General features: G+C 36.4%; 17 protein-coding genes and 1 other RNA gene. 1 reads left to right on the top strand and 17 read right to left on the bottom strand.

All coding sequences use genetic code 11. The annotated features are described in order from the left end of the window. Positions 1-28 precede the first annotated feature (28 nt). Positions 29-376, top strand: a transfer-messenger RNA (tmRNA) gene (gene ssrA / locus SPB_RS10990). Between the two features lie 258 nt (positions 377-634). Here ssrA and SPB_RS03265 read toward each other — a convergent pair. The 17 genes from SPB_RS03265 to SPB_RS03340 form a co-directional block, all read right to left on the bottom strand. After that, positions 635-1879, bottom strand: a complete 1245-nt coding sequence (locus tag SPB_RS03265) for a peptidoglycan recognition protein family protein (protein WP_003104395.1) — start codon at positions 1877-1879, stop codon at positions 635-637. A gap of 3 nt (positions 1880-1882) precedes the next feature. Continuing rightward, positions 1883-2068 (bottom strand): hypothetical protein, encoded by a 186-nt coding sequence (locus SPB_RS11465; protein ID WP_003103313.1) that lies wholly within the window; start codon positions 2066-2068, stop codon positions 1883-1885. Continuing rightward, positions 2065-2385 carry a hypothetical protein gene (locus SPB_RS03275; RefSeq protein WP_003103742.1) on the bottom strand — a complete coding sequence of 107 codons (321 nt, stop codon included), beginning with the start codon at positions 2383-2385 and terminating at the stop codon, positions 2065-2067. Before SPB_RS03275 ends, SPB_RS11465 begins: the two co-directional genes overlap by 4 nt. Then, positions 2382-3104 carry a carbohydrate-binding protein gene (locus SPB_RS10865; protein WP_003104811.1) on the bottom strand — a complete coding sequence of 241 codons (723 nt, stop codon included), beginning with the start codon at positions 3102-3104 and terminating at the stop codon, positions 2382-2384. The genes SPB_RS03275 and SPB_RS10865 overlap by 4 nt, the downstream gene beginning before the upstream one ends. Beyond that, positions 3088-3231 (bottom strand): hypothetical protein, encoded by a 144-nt coding sequence (locus SPB_RS11320; RefSeq protein ID WP_003102362.1) that lies wholly within the window; start codon positions 3229-3231, stop codon positions 3088-3090. The genes SPB_RS10865 and SPB_RS11320 overlap by 17 nt, the downstream gene beginning before the upstream one ends. Before the next feature lie 10 nt (positions 3232-3241). Further along, a complete protein-coding gene (locus SPB_RS03285) occupies positions 3242-7600 on the bottom strand; it encodes a phage tail spike protein (protein ID WP_003103750.1) in 4359 nt (1452 codons plus the stop codon). Then, on the bottom strand, positions 7600-8319 hold the full coding sequence (locus SPB_RS03290; protein WP_003105292.1) for a hypothetical protein: 720 nt from the start codon (positions 8317-8319) through the stop codon (positions 7600-7602). Before SPB_RS03290 ends, SPB_RS03285 begins: the two co-directional genes overlap by 1 nt. After that, complete coding sequence (locus SPB_RS03295; RefSeq protein ID WP_003105470.1) at positions 8316-11219, bottom strand: phage tail tape measure protein; 2904 nt, start codon at positions 11217-11219, stop codon at positions 8316-8318. The genes SPB_RS03290 and SPB_RS03295 overlap by 4 nt, the downstream gene beginning before the upstream one ends. Positions 11220-11400: 181 nt before the next feature. Next, positions 11401-11871, bottom strand: a complete 471-nt coding sequence (locus SPB_RS03300; protein ID WP_003105321.1) for a hypothetical protein — start codon at positions 11869-11871, stop codon at positions 11401-11403. Between the two features lies 1 nt (position 11872). Further along, positions 11873-12523, bottom strand: coding sequence for a hypothetical protein (locus SPB_RS03305; protein WP_003104810.1), 651 nt, complete (start codon positions 12521-12523; stop codon positions 11873-11875). An 11-nt stretch (positions 12524-12534) separates the two neighbouring features. Next, the gene (locus SPB_RS03310) at positions 12535-12888 is read right to left on the bottom strand and encodes a hypothetical protein (protein WP_003105636.1); all 354 of its coding nucleotides are present in this window, start codon (positions 12886-12888) and stop codon (positions 12535-12537) included. Next, positions 12889-13236: a hypothetical protein gene (locus SPB_RS03315; RefSeq protein ID WP_003104288.1), complete on the bottom strand. Its 348-nt coding sequence runs from the start codon at positions 13234-13236 to the stop codon at positions 12889-12891. Beyond that, a complete protein-coding gene (locus tag SPB_RS03320) occupies positions 13236-13541 on the bottom strand; it encodes a hypothetical protein (protein WP_003103155.1) in 306 nt (101 codons plus the stop codon). The genes SPB_RS03315 and SPB_RS03320 overlap by 1 nt, the downstream gene beginning before the upstream one ends. Beyond that, positions 13541-13873 (bottom strand): phage head-tail connector protein, encoded by a 333-nt coding sequence (locus tag SPB_RS03325; protein WP_003105866.1) that lies wholly within the window; start codon positions 13871-13873, stop codon positions 13541-13543. Before SPB_RS03325 ends, SPB_RS03320 begins: the two co-directional genes overlap by 1 nt. 15 nt (positions 13874-13888) lie before the next feature. Continuing rightward, positions 13889-15154, bottom strand: coding sequence for a phage major capsid protein (locus tag SPB_RS03330; RefSeq protein ID WP_003104604.1), 1266 nt, complete (start codon positions 15152-15154; stop codon positions 13889-13891). Beyond that, positions 15155-15688: an HK97 family phage prohead protease gene (locus tag SPB_RS11210; protein ID WP_003103816.1), complete on the bottom strand. Its 534-nt coding sequence runs from the start codon at positions 15686-15688 to the stop codon at positions 15155-15157. Between the two features lie 2 nt (positions 15689-15690). Further along, positions 15691-16824: a phage portal protein gene (locus tag SPB_RS03340; protein ID WP_003102369.1), complete on the bottom strand. Its 1134-nt coding sequence runs from the start codon at positions 16822-16824 to the stop codon at positions 15691-15693. Positions 16825-16838: the final 14 nt, after the last annotated feature.

The following is a 16838-nucleotide window of genomic DNA, read 5'->3' on the forward strand; positions in this document are numbered from 1 at the left end:
AGTAAGTTAAACTTACCCTTTATATTAAGGGGTTGTTACGGATTCGACAGGCATTATGAGACATGTTTTGCGACCCATCGGCAGATGTAAAATGCCAGTTAAATATAACTGCAAAAAATACAAACACTTACGCTTTAGCTGCCTAAAAACCAGTTAGCGTGACTTCAACAAGATTGCTTGTGTCCTGTTAGAAGTCTCAAAATAGCAAGCTACGCTAATGTGTCCGTCTAGCCACCTTAGAAGAGATTAATAGACTCGCATCTTAATGGCTTGAGTTATGTGTCCTTAGTATGTTAAATTAATACATAACCTATGGTTGTAGACAAATATGTTAGCAGATGTTTGGACGTGGGTTCGACTCCCACCAGCTCCATCTTTATTTCGTAAAACTTACTAAACCTTCTTAAAACCTTGTTAAATCAAGGTTTTTTATTTTGTTCTTTTCTATTCCTTTCTATTCTTTCTTACATAAGAGACAACTAATAGACAACTAGTTAGCTTTTTTTGTATCCTTGTAAAAACTTTCTTCTATTAAATATAATAATTAATATTTTTATTTCCGCTATAACCGCCATTTTAAAAAATGTCCGTTGTAGAGGACATAAAAAAAGCCCCCACTATTAAGTGAGGTTTTTTATATCTTATTAAGTTTGAATCCTTGGATATATCTTACGTGAGCAGGATATCCTTTACTTACATGTTCTGTTTGGATTCCAGTGTATTGTTTTTTGATAAAGTCAACTTCTGCTTTATTACTTACTTTGCTATAAGTTCCACGGTCAAAATTTAGTAATATGTAATCGCCTTTTTTATATCCGTTTAGATCTTCATCAAATACAAGTAGTCTTGCGCTAGTTTGTTCATTGGATGCCACTGATTTGGTCTCCTTTGTTTGTGGTTTAGGTGTTTCTTTTTTAGGCGTTTCATTGTAATACTGTTTAACTTTTTCGATATACGCTGGTACGTCCATAGCTTGGGGGCATGCGGTTGCAAAAACCGACTTATGAGGTACGATAGTTTTATTGCTTGGTACAATTCCTAGGCGCTTACAAATTTCAGCTACTAGCTTAGCTCCAGTCTCAATTGTTTGAGCTGAGAAAGTGGAATTTTCTCCATTAATTTTATTGTTTACATGCTCTACACCAATGCTATTTTGGTTAGTGATTGCGCCTGTTCCTCCACAATGCCAAGCAGTGAAGTTTTCGCCAACACAACCAACAATTTGATTATCGTGTACAATGTACTGTGCGCTTGCTTCTCTTCCGCCAGTCCAAGCATCAACTGCACTTTGTACTGATAAGCCATAAGTGCCATGCAATACAATATATTTAATAGATTTTATGTCACGTTCTCCCCAACTTCCAAAGATTTCAGGACGTGAGCTAGTGATTAAGTTTGAGTAAATATCTCCATTTACGTTTTTAACTTGCATTTTCGCTCCTTTTTTAACTCTAAATGCTGTTGGATACGTTGCTGAATAAGGCAACATGACAAGATTAAACGCTGAGCCACCGTTTGGATTTGGGATACCGCCTTGATTTTGACCAAGGAACCATCCATAAACGCCGTCAATGTCACTATCAAAAATAGCTACATGGCTAGATGGTGTAGCAGTTGCAACCTCTTTAAAGATTGCAACATCACCACCTTCCATGGTATCGACCTCATCGAAATAGGTTAGCATGCCATTTGTTTTACGTTGCTCCCATAAGTCTTTTGCATATCCACTATGATTTATAGGGTCAGTGTTAATGATTGGAATGCCATTTGCCACGCACAATTCTGCGAAACCGTCCCAACACTGCCAGCCAAAAGCTCCTCCGTCATGATCATAACCATTATTTAAAACTCTGCTTTTAAAATCAAGGTATGCAACCATGCGCTACTCCTTAATTTGGCTGATATTCATCAAGATGCATGCAAATCCTGCCATAAGTACACCAGATAGCCATACTTGCCAATTGACATCACTGATTAGTGCACTTGTACCGAGCAATCCCAGACCAGTTTGCGCCATCGTTTTGATTGTTTTAATTAATACATCTTTTGACCATTTTTCTAAGTTCATTTTTTGTCCTCCTTCTCTTTCCACAAAGTTTTCAACTGTTCATCGTGACTAATAAGCTTATCTTCTACAACTCCGATTCTTTCCTCGTGCTTATCTTGAGTATTTTGCAATCGGTCTCTGTGTGCTCGAGAATCAGCCCATTTGTAATCATTGTCTTTTAAATCGATGTTAAGTTTGTTGATAGCGTTTTTTAGTCCTTCCATTGCTATTTTGTTATTTTCAAGCAATATTTTGATTGGTGCTGATACATATTTTAAAAATACAATGATTGCTACTAATGCAGTGCACCATTGTGAGATTGCTGTGATGTCAATCATCCGACCACCTCCCTCCAATTTGCTGGGTAGTCAGATGGCGAATATACATTTGTATCAGCTAAGCTTTCGTATACTTTGCCATTAAACGTTACTTTATCCCCTTTTTTGTATGCATCATGTGCGCCTGTTGGTTGTTTGAATTCGTCAATAACTACGATTTCAGCACTTGTACCGTCTACTTGTTCAATTGTACCGGTGGCATTGATTAAAGGCTTATACAAGCTCGCTACGCCATCTGGTAACCAATCTGATTGACTGCGATGCGCTTGGATAACTTCGTATAGATTATTATTGTAGCTAAATATGTCTTTTGCATTATAATCGTGCGCTACTTCGTAAGAAGGATATTGACTAGCAATTTCTGTTTTTGCTTCTTCTGACAAGTCAACTGATTTAATCAATGTTTTTATAATTGCAGTTGTTTTGTTAGTTTCGTCAACTGCTTGCTTAACCTCTGACATTGCTTTTTCTGCAGTATCTTTGATTAAATCAATTGCTTGTTTTACTTCATCAACCTTTTGCGATGTCACTTGATTATCGTATGTTTGCACGTATTTATTGACAAGCCACTCAATAGCTTTCGATTTCAAATCGGCAGCTTCTACTGTTCCTTTTACGATGGCAGTAAAAGAGAGGCTAACTTGTGGGTCAGTCTCTCTAACAACTATTTCAGTTTGATTCGATAATTCGTCGTAATACGCTTTACAATTCAGAGTCATTTGCCACCTCTTCCCCTTTTGCGTTTAGTTGTGCTTGAAGTTCTTCGACTTGCACCTCTAAAACAGTTTTATCATAGTTTAATTGTGCCACTTGCATTGCTAGTTTTTGTATAATTTTATCGTTCATGTTTTTCTCCTTAAAAACCTAAATCTTGGAAGTATGACTGACCGAGATTTTTCATCCCGGAATTAAATGCTCTCAATATCTCAAATAAGTTCCAGTCTTTCCCTTTGTAATCGGTATTACTCCAGTAAAGCCTTCCTGCGCCAGAAAATGAATGATTAAATGTTATAGTATCGCCGTACAAATCAATCCTATCTTTTGTACTATCTGACCTAAAAATACGAATTCCAGCGAAGTAGCCTTCTGATTGACTGTTAATGCCTGCGTTGTTTGATGTAACTCCAAATCCTGCGTAAACTCCACCGTATGAATCATCGGCCAATTCCATAAATCCAGTCTTATCATTCAATTTTCTAAAAATCGCATTTGTTGGACTGTTAAATTCAATCGTGGCGTTATTGTAAAATGATAATTTAGAACCATTCAAATCAATCTTCATGTTTCCATTCAGCGCACTGATAACACCACCATTGATACGTTCGCCAGTAATGTCAATTGCTTTTACAGATGTGATGAAAGCAGTTTTTGCAGTCAATTTATTAACTAGTGCATCATCTACAGTCAGTTTATTTATCATTGCGCTATCGACAACCATTTTTTCAGCGGTTATGCTTCCTGCTTTAATACGATTAGCATCAAGATAACCAGTTTGTATCTTCCCGGCATCTACGTTAAGTATGTGTGCATCTTTAATGACGGCATTATCTATTAACGTTTGACCATCGAGGTGGATAAGTCTACCTTGCAATGTAATTCCATTGTAGTCCATATTAATTCTTGTTATTATGTCTTTCGAACTATTTAAGACTTTGATTGCATAACTATCAGCAAGTTGTGTGACTTGCGTTTGTGTGGCAGTTGTTTGTTTTGCAGTACTAATTAACTGTAAGTTAGTGTTATCGCTAAATTCAGTTGGGATTGCTGAACCTTTAACAATCATCATTTGGTGGAATGATACTGTTCCATTTTTGACAATTTTTACATTTAACGCATACTCGTCTATATCAATAGCTCGATATGGTACAAATGTTCCTGTGAAAACTTGGTTATTACCTGTTTTTGTAGGGTTAATTTGGAAGCTACCAAAAGTGTAATTATTGTACATTAGTTGCACGATAATCCCAGCATCTGGAATAACATCAACATCTAACACAAATCGATAAGCATAAGTTTCACCATTATTTGTGAAGTTTGATGTTATTGGAATCTTAAATCCGTAATTAACATTGGTTGTATTACCTGTACTTGTTATTATTAAGAGATTTGCTGTTGACCCTAAAATAAGTCGTACATCTGCTAAATCATTTGTTTTTTGCCACTTAGACAATTTACTTGGGTCATAAATAATATTCCCATCACTACTATCCTCAACTGCCTTACTAACAGTCGTTTGGATAACTTCCGAAGTTGCAACCATGTTTGTGATATTTGTTGTGACATCGCCTTCGGTTTTTCCAAGCACACGTTGGTACATATCAGATGTTTGTTTGACCGTTTGAAAGTCTGATTTAGTAGTATTGTAATCATTTTGAAGTGTTGAGATATTTAAATTAATACCGTTTACAGTCTGGTCAAACGTTGATGTGTTTACCTTGGTTCCGACTTGCGCTGATAAGCTTGCGTAGTTTTGGTCTACAGTTTGTTTGTATTCAGCAATTTTAGTATTTGTGTAATTTTCAACATCTTCAGGGGCTGGTGACCAGTCTGTTGAGATATTGCCTTTTTCAATTTTGTATTTATACGGTACTGCGTTCGCTGTGCTTGCTGGTTTATAGCCTCCAGCATTTGGGTAAAAAATGACCGCTGTCCTAGTATTGACAGCGGGCTTTTTAAATTTAACAGTTGCTTTGCCATTAATAATCGGAACATTATTGTTTCTTTGCTCATTGTCATTTGCGCTCGTAGGATTACATAATCCAATCGTTACTTGATTATCTGGATTGTTGACAATATCTTTTAACCAAAGCGTTACCGTGTAATCTTCCTCAATTGTGTCGAGGTATGTTGGCATTATTACAAATGCATTGCTTATAGCTCGTGGATTTAAAACAGTGTCGGATTTTTTAAATCTGTTAACTCCACCGACTTGAATGCTCTCAAATTTTGCAGTCAGTCCATTTACATCAGACGTCAATTGAGCTTTGCTTGCGTAAGTGTTAGACACTTCTGTTCTTAATGCAGTTGTCTGCTTTGCATTTTCATCCTTGACATATGTTTGCATAGCAGTCGTTCTTGTGCCATCTTCATTAACATAAGTTTGTAATGCTGAGATATCAGTCTTTATACCATTAACAGTTGTCTCGATGGTAGTTTTGTTTGTCTCGATATTATTTGCATTTGTTTGTGTTGTACGCTGTAAACTAGTTAATTGAGTATCAATAGTTTGTTTATATTGTGCAAGTTCGTACGTGCTGTCTGTTTGATTAGGCACCCAGTCTGTTGCAGTGCTTCCATATTCCACTTTGTAAGGCTTAGCATATACACCAGCCATTGAAAATTTAACAGATGCTACGTTTGATGCAAATGTAAATGTCTTAGAATATTGTGTGTTTTGTGCTGTGCCATACTCACGACTAATAAACTTACCAGAACTATCGTATTTAGAAGCATAAATTACTACATTAGCTGGAACGGTAACAGTCACTTCTTTTTTAGTTGAGACATCTATTTTACCTGTTGTAAAATCTGTTGTCGTTGTTTTGAATGTACCGTCAGAATCAATATAGCCATTAGTTAAATCTGATTTTGCTATCAAGTTCCCACTGCCAACTTGAATTTTAGAAAGCGTAGTATAAACGCCTTCCAAACTATCCTCAAAAGTTTTAACAGATTGTGTCACGCTATCTACACTTCCAGTTAATCCGCTGACAGTTTTATCTAATTGAGCCACAGTCGTTTTTGTACCGTTTGCGGTTGTTTCTACTTGAGTAACACGACTTGATAATTCGTTTTGCTTATTGGCTTGATCTAATACGTCAGATTCAGCCTTTTTTAAGTCTGTAACGACTTGTGAAGATGTTGCTTCTAAGCTATCAATGTCAGCTTGTAACGTTGTCTTTGCGCTTGATAAGTCATTTTTCACCTTAGTTAAATCATTTGTAACAGTCGTGACGTTACTTAATGCTAAAACAGCTTTTGCATCAGCATCCTTAATAGCGCTATCCATGCTATTAGCCTGTGCTTGGACTTCTGATATTTTACCATTAACAGTAGCAATTTGTTCTTCGGCTTTAACTTCCGAAGCTACGATTCCTTGTTGGATTTCCTCTTTTAAATCAGATTGTTTTTTGTCAAATATAGCGTTAGCATTGTCTATCTTGCGTTGCAGTTCTTCTTCTGTGCTATTATTAACATTCAAAATTTCCGCAACTGCTCCTGATAAACCGCTTCTACTAATTCCGCCTGACCAAGCATTTTCGCTAAACGTAAATTCGGTGTAGACTTGTTCTAATGCATCGTATTTATAAGCTACAATTTTAAATAGGCCATCGACATGGTGAGCCTTGCTCTTAACAGTTACATAATCGCCCAAGTGGACTGTTTGTCCGTCAACTTCAAAGGCTTTAATTGTATATTTTACTTTTGGTTTATCGATTTTTTCAACACTAAATTTACGCTCTAACCACCTCTTCATTTCTGCGCCATCAGTGATATTGTTGTTTGTAAATGTAGCTTCGTTAACATATGGCAAAGCATCAATAATAGGACTATCTACTGTGATAGATAATCCTTTATCATTTTCTCCAGTGATACGTGTGACAACTCCTGTTGTGTCACTTTCTCGTGCATAATCTTCTAGATTGTAATGCGTTGAGATGACTGCTCCACGGTTGCTACCACGTTCATTTGGTATTGATATAGAGTAGTTGTCTCTGACTATCTCACCTTCCCATGTTCCTACGATACTGTGTTTACCATCTAACAATAGATTATAGAGCGTATCCTCTTTATCAGTCGTAAACGTATGTACATCTGTAATATCACTATCAAATGTAAATGGCATTAGTGCAGTTTGTGAGCCTGCAATTAATAAGTCTAGTGCAACTTGACAAGACTTAGTAATAACATTAAGTGGCTTTACCTTGCGGATAAAAATATCTTCAGTAATGTGATAGCACGTCAGCACAACTTCATCTAATGATTCTACTTTATTTTTAATCCTAAAAAATTGCTTGCCATGTTGTGGTGTTGGTGCGGATATTAGGTCATTTTCTAGTAGTAACAAATGGTTATCAGTATCTGATAATGGGTATTTAACGATTAGTTTATACTCGCCATTTCTTTCTTCTTCAATCTCTGCAAAATAGGCTTCTGGTAGTGGACTACCGTTATAATCTACTACGCCGGTTTTTGCTCCATAATAATAAAGCATTATTTATACCCCCAATTCGTTTCAACTTTTAAACTTGCTACTCCTGCACCTAAAACAACTCCATATATATCTTTATCTGGATCAACAGTCACAAAATCACCCCTCCATTTAACTTGATTACCAGTGCTATCTCTAACCGATGGCATTTGTTGATTATTAATCATAACAGTTGTCTTAACTGCATCGATTAATTCGACGTAATTTCCAGCTATCGAAAAATAGCAGTCTGTTGTTGATTCAGGAACAATGGTAATTGTTGGAAATGCTAAGGCAGTCCCTTGCGTATTATATGAGCCATTTGCAGTAAATGTTTGAGTGTCAATTGTCGTCATATATTTTGTCGGATGACAATTAAAAGTTACGTCAGCAACCCACGCTCCAAAATCATCCACTCTAAACTCAAAATCATCAACTGTATAGCACCAAAAACGGATACCTTGAAGTCGTTCATTCATTAACCAAAAATTCTCTTTTGTCAGTAATTCTGTAAATTCTAACACTTGCATATAATCACAGTCTATCAAGCTAATATGATAGCCACGTTTTACCATAGAGCGATGTTTATTGGTTGATTTGATAGCGCCTGAAATGCCGTTATGCTCAATTAGCCTTGTCTTTGAACTCGAGACTTTTAAAAACGGATGGTCTTCCACGATAACCTTAAAAGGAAAAGACGATGTCCGAACACCGTCAATGATTAATTCATTATCAATTATCATGCTCTACCTCCTAAGGATGATTGTCGTCTTATCTCGTAAGCAAGTCTGTTTGATACTTCTTCCGCAATGCTTGTAATGTCATTGTCATTTCTGACTACTACATCAGATATTTTAACTTCAATAGCATTGTTAGTATTCATCGTGTTGGCAATACCTTGCCCAATCATGCCAAGTGTCTTACTGTTAAGTGGTAAGATAGCTTCGTTTCCTGCTTCTCCACCTACCATTGCTCTATTTCCATTCATGCCAAATAATGTTGGCTTTGTCATGATACCACCTTTTGCAAACCATTGGACGTCGATGGATGGTCTTGTTGATGGGTCTGTAATCCAGTCTATTGGATTTACTGAACCTGAAGCGGAAAAATATGGCAATGGAATGTGTGGCCATTGAAATTGGAAGTTAAACAATTCTTTAATTGCTTCAATTGCGGTTGCTACTGCTTCTTTTGCACCATTGATTTTCTCGGAAATTGTATTAAAAATTGCATCCCAAATGTTTTGAACAACACCCCAAATACCATTTAGTGTATTTGACATAACAGATAAGATTGCATTAATAACTGTACTTACAATATTTAATATACCGTCCCATGTTGATTGTAATACGCCTTTGATTGTCTCCCAAGCACCCGACCAATCGCCATTTATAACCTGCATTACTGCCTTAATAACACCTAAGATGATATCTAGCGCTGTGCTGATAGTCGTCTTGATGATTTCCCAAGCCGAGAAGATAATTGTTTGAATATTTTCCCACTGTGCTTGCAAATAAGGCCACAAGGTTTCCATGACAAACTGGATAGTTGTGAGAATAAAATTCCAAACTATCTCAGCGGTTGACCTGATTAATTCTTGATTTTCAATCCACCATGTTGTAATTTCTCCCCACATTGTCATTACAAAATCATAAATAATTTGTACAACTGTTTGAATAGTGGTTGAAATAAATTCCCATGCGATTGTCACTGCCTCTCTAAAACCCTCATTAGTTTCCCAAAGATATTTTAATCCAATGACAAGCCCAGCTATTGCTAGCGCAATACCAGCCACAATTCCGATGATAGGCATTGCCCCAGCGATTAATGCGCCTATTGTGGTTCCTGCTGCCAAAGCTGCCGCTTGAAGTGCAATAAAAATTGGTGCTAACACACCAACAGCGGTTATGACTAAGCCTAAGACAACAGAAAATTCTTTAACTGGTGCTGGCAAGTCTTTGAACCATCCTGCAAAGCTTTTTAGTATATCTCCTAGTGTTTCCAATACTGGTGCTACAGTTTCAATTAAAGTTCCACCGAATTCTGCCATTGCTTCTTTAGCCTGATTAGACGCTACTGTTAATTTATCAAATGGATCCTGTGTTGCTTCAAAAGTTTTGCTTACTGTTCCAGAAGCTCCTTCAGAAGCTTTTGCCAAATCGTCAAACGTTAAAGCGCCACGTTGAATAGCATCAACCATTCTTGGCGCCGCCTTGCTTCCGAAAATCTCAGAAGCTATTGTTAAGGCTTCTGTCTCATCCTTGCTATTTTTAATTTGGTCAACAGTACCTTTTAGACCTTCTTCTAATGATTTCCCATCTTTTGCATAGTTTACACTTGCTTTTGATAATGATGTCAAAGCAGATGCCGAATCAATCCCTGATTTTTCAAACTTACCAATTAAGTTTGCCCCTTCTTCAAAAGATAGACCAAGCATTTTTATTTGTGGCGCACCATCTATTGCTTTCTGTATGATATCATCAACTGATTGGTCGGTTTCTTGCGCTACTTTTGTAACATTATCAAGCACCTTACCTAAATCATCGTTAGATAATCCGAAAGCTTCTATTGCTTGCTTAGCAGACATGGCGGAATCAGTTACATCCGTTCCGTTAATCTGTGAATATTTAATTAATTGTTCCGAAGCGGATTGGAGTTTTTCTCCAGTAAATCCAAATTGGGTGTTTAAACTTCCAATAGCATCACCAGCTGTTTGAAAATCTGTTGATATTGAACCAATGACCCCACTTACTACACTTTGAAGTGATTCTAATTCCTTACCAGTTGCGCCGGTTTTAGTTGCAACAGTATCCATTGAGTCGTCGACTTCTTTCCACGCTTCGACTGCCATTTTTCCTGCTTCAACTAATTTTTGTCCAACTTCTTGTGCAGCATCTGCAACTTCCATCATCACATCAGCTTTTAAGTAGCTAGTTGCTTCTTTAATGCCTGCGCCTGCTTGCGCAGATGAATCATCTAACCCTTTCATGGCACGGTCAATTTCCATTACCTCAATTTCAGCTTGGCCAATTTCATTTTGTAACCTTTTCCACTCTTCCGTGCCGATATTATCATTGCCAAGAGCAGATTGTTTGTCCTTTAAACCATCTACTTTTTGTTCAGCGTATTCAGCTTGTTCACCGAGCAATTTCATTTTTTGTTCTGTTAACTCGACATTGCCGGGATCTAATTGCAATTTACGATTAACGATATCTAGTTCTTGGCCAATGTCTCCAATTGCTTTGTTGAGATTTAAAATAGATTGTGGATTGCCTACATCTTCAATATGTTGCTTTGTCTTGTTCATCGCAACATCGACAGAATTCATTTGCGTGGATACTTTTTCTATCTCAACTTGTAGCTTCATCCACTTATCAGAGCCAATTTCGTCTTTTCCAAGTTGGGCTTGTTTGTTTTTTAGTTCTTCAATCTTTAAAGCACCAAGCCTTGCTTGCTCTTGTAAGTTCTCTAGCTTTCTGTTTAAAAGTTCTGTATTGTCTGGGTCAAATTTAAGTTGTCTATTGATATTGGTAAAGTCTTTTTTAAGTGTTGATAAAGCACCGTTTATACCTTTTACCGACTTGTCAAATTCAACTGTATCTGCTCCAAATTTAACATACAGACCTTCGTAAGTTTCTGACATATTACCTCCTTTCTTTAAACCATCGCACTCAATAAATCAGAGTTAGACGCTGGTTTTTTAGTTTCTTCTTTGTGTGACATTTCTCTGAATAGACTCATTAAATAATTAAAATGTTGTTGTTCTGCCCAGTCCACATCCACACGTAATTCAAAAATAACTTTATATAGTTTTTCAGAAGTGATTACTTCCTTTGTGGCTTTTTTTTATCTTGAGGTACATTCTTACTATTGCTTGAAAACTCACGCATGATTTCGCCTAAAAATTGCACGTTTAGTAATTCACCAAACCAATCTGACATTTCAGCATTTTCGGCGGTAAATGTAGATTGAATAAACTTACCGTTTTCGACTTCTCCATAGATGCATGGAATTGCTCTTGCTAAGAAATTAAGAATTACTTTGTCAGCCATGATTGGTAAAAGTTGTGTTTGTTCTTCTGGTGATAGTTCGCTCATTTTAGCAATATCAACACCTTTAAACATTTCACCAAAGCGTTTTACTGCTTGTTCGTACTCTGCAAAGAAGTTAGTTTGGTAGCGTTCTTCATATAATTTAATAGCCTTCAAAGAATAAAGAAAACGCACTAAGATAGTGCGTTCTACATCATTCCCAGAACTATCAAAATCAATTGTTGTTAGTTCTTTTTTAATCATTTTATGCTCCTGTAATTGCTTCAGTGATTAGATCTAATACAGTAGTAGGCTCTGATTCAGCAAATAATTCATCAATCTTACCTCGTACTGTTCCTTCAGAATCATCACGCCACACAATTTCTGTAACCGACTTACCTTTACTATCTTTAATAAATGTATTCGGCGAAGCAGTACATGGGATTTCAAATTCTTTCGGTTCAACTGAACTTTCATCTGTTTTTGATGATGATGTTGGAGCTGATGCCTTAACATTTGTGAAGATATGGAATTCTTCAACTTCTCCACCAAAGGCATCTGTTACAGTTTCAGCATATCCCCAAACAAAGTTAGAGTTTACACCTGTGTCGATAAGTGCCGGTGGTGTTGATGATGTTTTTGTTTTCCCTAAGTGATCTAAAATAAATTGTTCTGGAAATTGGTAAGTTGTGATAGTGCCTTCTGTTGTCTTCGCACCTTGCAAACGTACATGTTCTACGTTATCTGCATAGTAAGCATTTGATTCTTGTGATGTCTCAAATGAGTTAGCACGTAACCCTGTAAATTCGTGCGGTGTACCAATTTCTAACCCACCGCTTACTGCTTGCGAAATTTTAGCAAAGAAGCCAAAGGCATTACCGTGTGCTACTTCTCGTTTGTCGTATGTATAAGTCATATTTTCTCCTTTTATTTAGCGTTTAATTTAATAGACTTTAATTCTTCTAAGTAGCGTTCCTTGTTAACCATATAAGCTGGTCTGATATGTTCTTGTGGTGCTACAAAACCACCGTTTTTTTTAGCGTGTCCTAATTCCAATAAATGTGTTAACGTTTTTTCTTTTCCGGTATTAGCGACAATATAAGTCGAGTCGGTAATCGGAAAATCTGTCCATCCATTCGCATACTCACCACCATTTGCACGTTTAGGACTTCTACTACGTATATCATTTGCAGTATTCTCTGCATGTTTTTTCGTTAATTCTTTTACTTGTCCTGATATATCGAATCTAAGTGGTGATATCTTTACGCTTCCTGTACTCATTTACCAAGTTCCTTTTGTTAATATTTCAAAACGATAATGTGTCGCAAAATAATCTGTATCAATTTGCTTAACATCGTGTGTTAAAGGTTCACAATTAAAAAAAGACAACATCAAGTCTTGTATGTTGTCTAATTTCTTTTTGTGAAAATGTGTAACTTGTACCATTACTTTTTTAATGTGGATAGTATCATCAGCAAAAAGGCTTTTGTTTGGTGATAAACGATAGTACACAATAACATTGTCTGGTGATGATGTTTCTTCTCTCTCGAGATAATAGACATCGGATTTCAGACTATTGGTTTCTAGGATATCTTGTATCTGACTTCTTGTAAAAAACTTTTTAGCCATTAAATCAACTCTCCTAACTCAATTATCATAAAGTGTTTATCGACCATTGGATTAATGGAATTGATTTTGTATTTTTTACCCTTCCATTTAGCATAGTCTAGATTATCTTCTTTTAAGCCATCACGCACGATGAAGCGTGCTGTAATGACGTAACCTTCAGCCATAGCCTTATCTCGTCTCGCTTGGAATACCTGTTCTTCTTCCGCCTTGACTTTTTTCTCTGATAAGCTATTTTCGTAAACACCTTTTTCAACCTCAATACGTTTGTTATAAACAAGTATTAATGATGTTCTTGATGATTTCATCAAATCACCTCACGATCATATCTCACTTTTAATTGCATAATGAGGTTACTCATTTCGCTATCTATCCATTCTTGAGTAGTTCCGCTACTTGACATTAACGTTCTGTCGTAGCGCTGCAAACAGTATAAATGTAGCCATTGAATGACGATATCACTATCGTCATCTTTTAGGCCACTCCATTTATCTGTTGTGTTGTCTATGCGTGTGACTGGTATTGCATTATTTTTTAAGTAAGCAATACCCCCATTTGCATATAGTAAAAGCTGTTTGTCATAGATTTGTTCCTCAAGGTCAATCTCTAACAGCTCTTTTAAATCGTCCAAGATTGCCATAGGTTAATCTCCTGACTAAGCTTGTTCAGTAAATTTAACTGCACCTTTGAATGCTGATAAACGACCACCCATTACGGATGCAAGCTCGATGTGACGACGGTTAATTGTAACGTCATAATCTTCAAATCGGTCAGCTGATACATTATCACCGATTAATGTGTATGCCTTGTCAGCAAATGCAATTATTGGATTTGTAGCTTCATTCATCCAGTCGTAAACAAAAACTTGGTAACCAGCAATTTGACCACCGTTTGACGAAATCGGTGCGAACGGTTGTAAGTCCATATAACGACCTTCTGAATCTTTTGCAAGCTTCATTTTACGTGCTACAGCTTTTGAAGTGATGATAATTGGAGTACCGCTTGCCATAATTTGGTCAAGTCCAGCTACCAATGCTTCAAATTGAGTATTTGTAAATTCTGCCACAGATGTGTCAATTGCTTGTGTTGCAAAAAGGTTAGCTTCTGTTTCTTCAGCGATTGATTTAATTTCGGTAATTTTATCTTCATCTTCTGGTGCTAAACCGTCTCCAATCACAATTGCACGCTCAACTGCACGAATAAATCCTTGTGCCAACTCTTGCATTACATGATTAAAGTAAACACCGTTGACATCTTTTTTAAGGTCAGCATATTCAAATGCGTGTTTAATATAAACTGTTGCTGAGTTGATTGCGATTGATACGAAATTAATATCTGTATCTTTCTTAGTTTTTCCAGCTAAGTGACCTTTAGCAAAGTTTTTAACAGTTTGTAGAGTGATTTTAGCAGCATAACGAGGATCTTTAGATACGTGATTTAAGACACCTTGATAGTCTTCAAATGCGTTCTCAATTGCAAGTAAAACTGGTTCTGGTAATACTGCTTCAAGATTTGTAACACCTTTAGCTTTTAGGTTTTCTTCCCACATATTAGCAAGTGATTTGCTTGATACACCTTGATTATCAGCAAGTAATTTGGCGTAATCTAATCCAGCTTGTTTAGTTTTTAAGTATTCAGTCATTGTTTTCTCCTTAATGTTGTTAGTTTCGTTTAATTTTTTAGTAGCTTCTTCAAGCGCTTGTTCGTCCGAAGTAATTTCGGCATCCAATGCGTCAATTTCTGTTTTAAGTGTTTCTGCTTGAGCAAGTAGTCCATCTGCTTGTTCTTTCAGTGCAGTGTATGCGTCATCTTCAACGGTTACTGCTTTTAATTTCGTAGCGTTTTCTAGGCTTTTTTCTTTAACCGAAGCAAGTTCTGTTTGCTTGGTTTCTAAAGCCTCACGCTTATCTTGTAAGTTCATTTAAATACCTTCCAATTTCTTAATTAATTCTTGTTTATCAAATTCCTTTTTGATTGTGTTAGCAATATCAAGAGATTTAACTGCGCTAACTGTCGCACTTGGATTAGCTGGCACAGTTACAATAGATGTTTCTAATAATTCTGCTTCTTTGATTTTTACTCCACTGTACATTGACTTATTGTCAATTGTTTCATAATCTTTAACTATAAAACCAATTGAGAATGAATCTAAAGCACCCATTTTCATAAGGTCATAAGCTTTTTTAGCTTCAGGATCATTCAAATTAAAAAAGCCTTTTACTAAAAGACCTTTTTCATCTGTTTCTAAATCAAATCGACCTAAGACAATATTCTGATTATGATTGAAACACATCGGAACTGAATTACTTGCTTTAAGCGACTTATCAAAACAACCTTTTTCCATGATGTCGCCATCTCTGTCAACATTCCCAAAAGTAGAACCATACCCCTCAAAGTGATAGCCTGAATCTTCTTCTAATGCTTTTAGTTTAAAATTCTTTTTTAGTACTTCCATATTTAAGTATCACCTCCTTTCTCTGCTCCGACTTGAACTGCATTCTTGTTACTTTCAAATACTTCACCGCCGACATATCCCGGTAAGCCAAGATACATTTCACGCAATTCATTTGAGTTCATAAGCCCAGAATATTTAGCCTTGAACGTAAATTCTGACAAGTCTTTGAGACTGGTAATATCTGTCATGTCAAAGTAAACAACTAGCTTGTGTCCTTGCGTTCGTGCAGTCTTACTAAAATATTTACGATTAATTTCTTCATCAATAACACGTTGGTACAATTTCAACACGCTTGAGAAGTAAGCTCTATACTGTTCTTCGGTGTAGTCGCAAGTAAATAACTTTTCGTTAATTCCGAAACCGTTATATAATTGAGATTTTAAGAATTCTAAATCATCACTACTTGCTGATGAATAAACGTTCTGTAATTCTTGGAATTCTTCTCCTTGTTCCAAATAGCCAATACCACCATTTTGAGCAGTTTCCATCATGCTTTCAACACGCTTTTTAACGCGATCTTGCAGTTCTTTGTCTGCTGCCTTAGTACCAAGTTTTAAAAAACCTTTGAGCCATGAATTCTGTTCATCAAGCTTGTTTGAGATTGTCATCAAGTTTGCATCAATGATGTTTGTGATTTGATTTAACTGTACTGATAAATTTTGTTTAGGATTTTTAAATATCCAAACGTTATTGATATCCAGTTCAATGTCAAAATCATCAATACGTAACTTAACTGAGTGTGTCCCCCAATCATAAGCCTTGTTTGCTAAATGAATTTCTGTTAGCACGCCTTTTTCGTAACGTGGCACAACAACTGCAACTCCCTCTTTAATCATCGTTCGGACAACATCCGACCAAAAAACAATAGGTGTGTCGTGGTCATTTGGAGATACAGTTAACACTTGTGCTAAATCGCTTTGTTCAAACCACTGCATTTCATCAACCGCATTCTCATGTCTAGTCACTTTTACGTGCTTAAAACGAAGCATAGCAACATCTGTCGATATCTTGTTATAAATGTTATCCAAATAGATTGAGTTGCGCTTATAGTAATTCTGTGAGCGTCTCAGATACACATCTGTTGATTGTCGTCTATCTCGTCTCAATATACGTCTAAAAATTTCTTTTAAGTCCATCTTCTTTTATCACC

Origin of the sequence: Streptococcus parauberis NCFD 2020, from assembly GCF_000187935.1 — a bacterium.
Classification (GTDB): Bacteria; Bacillota; Bacilli; order Lactobacillales; family Streptococcaceae; genus Streptococcus; species Streptococcus parauberis.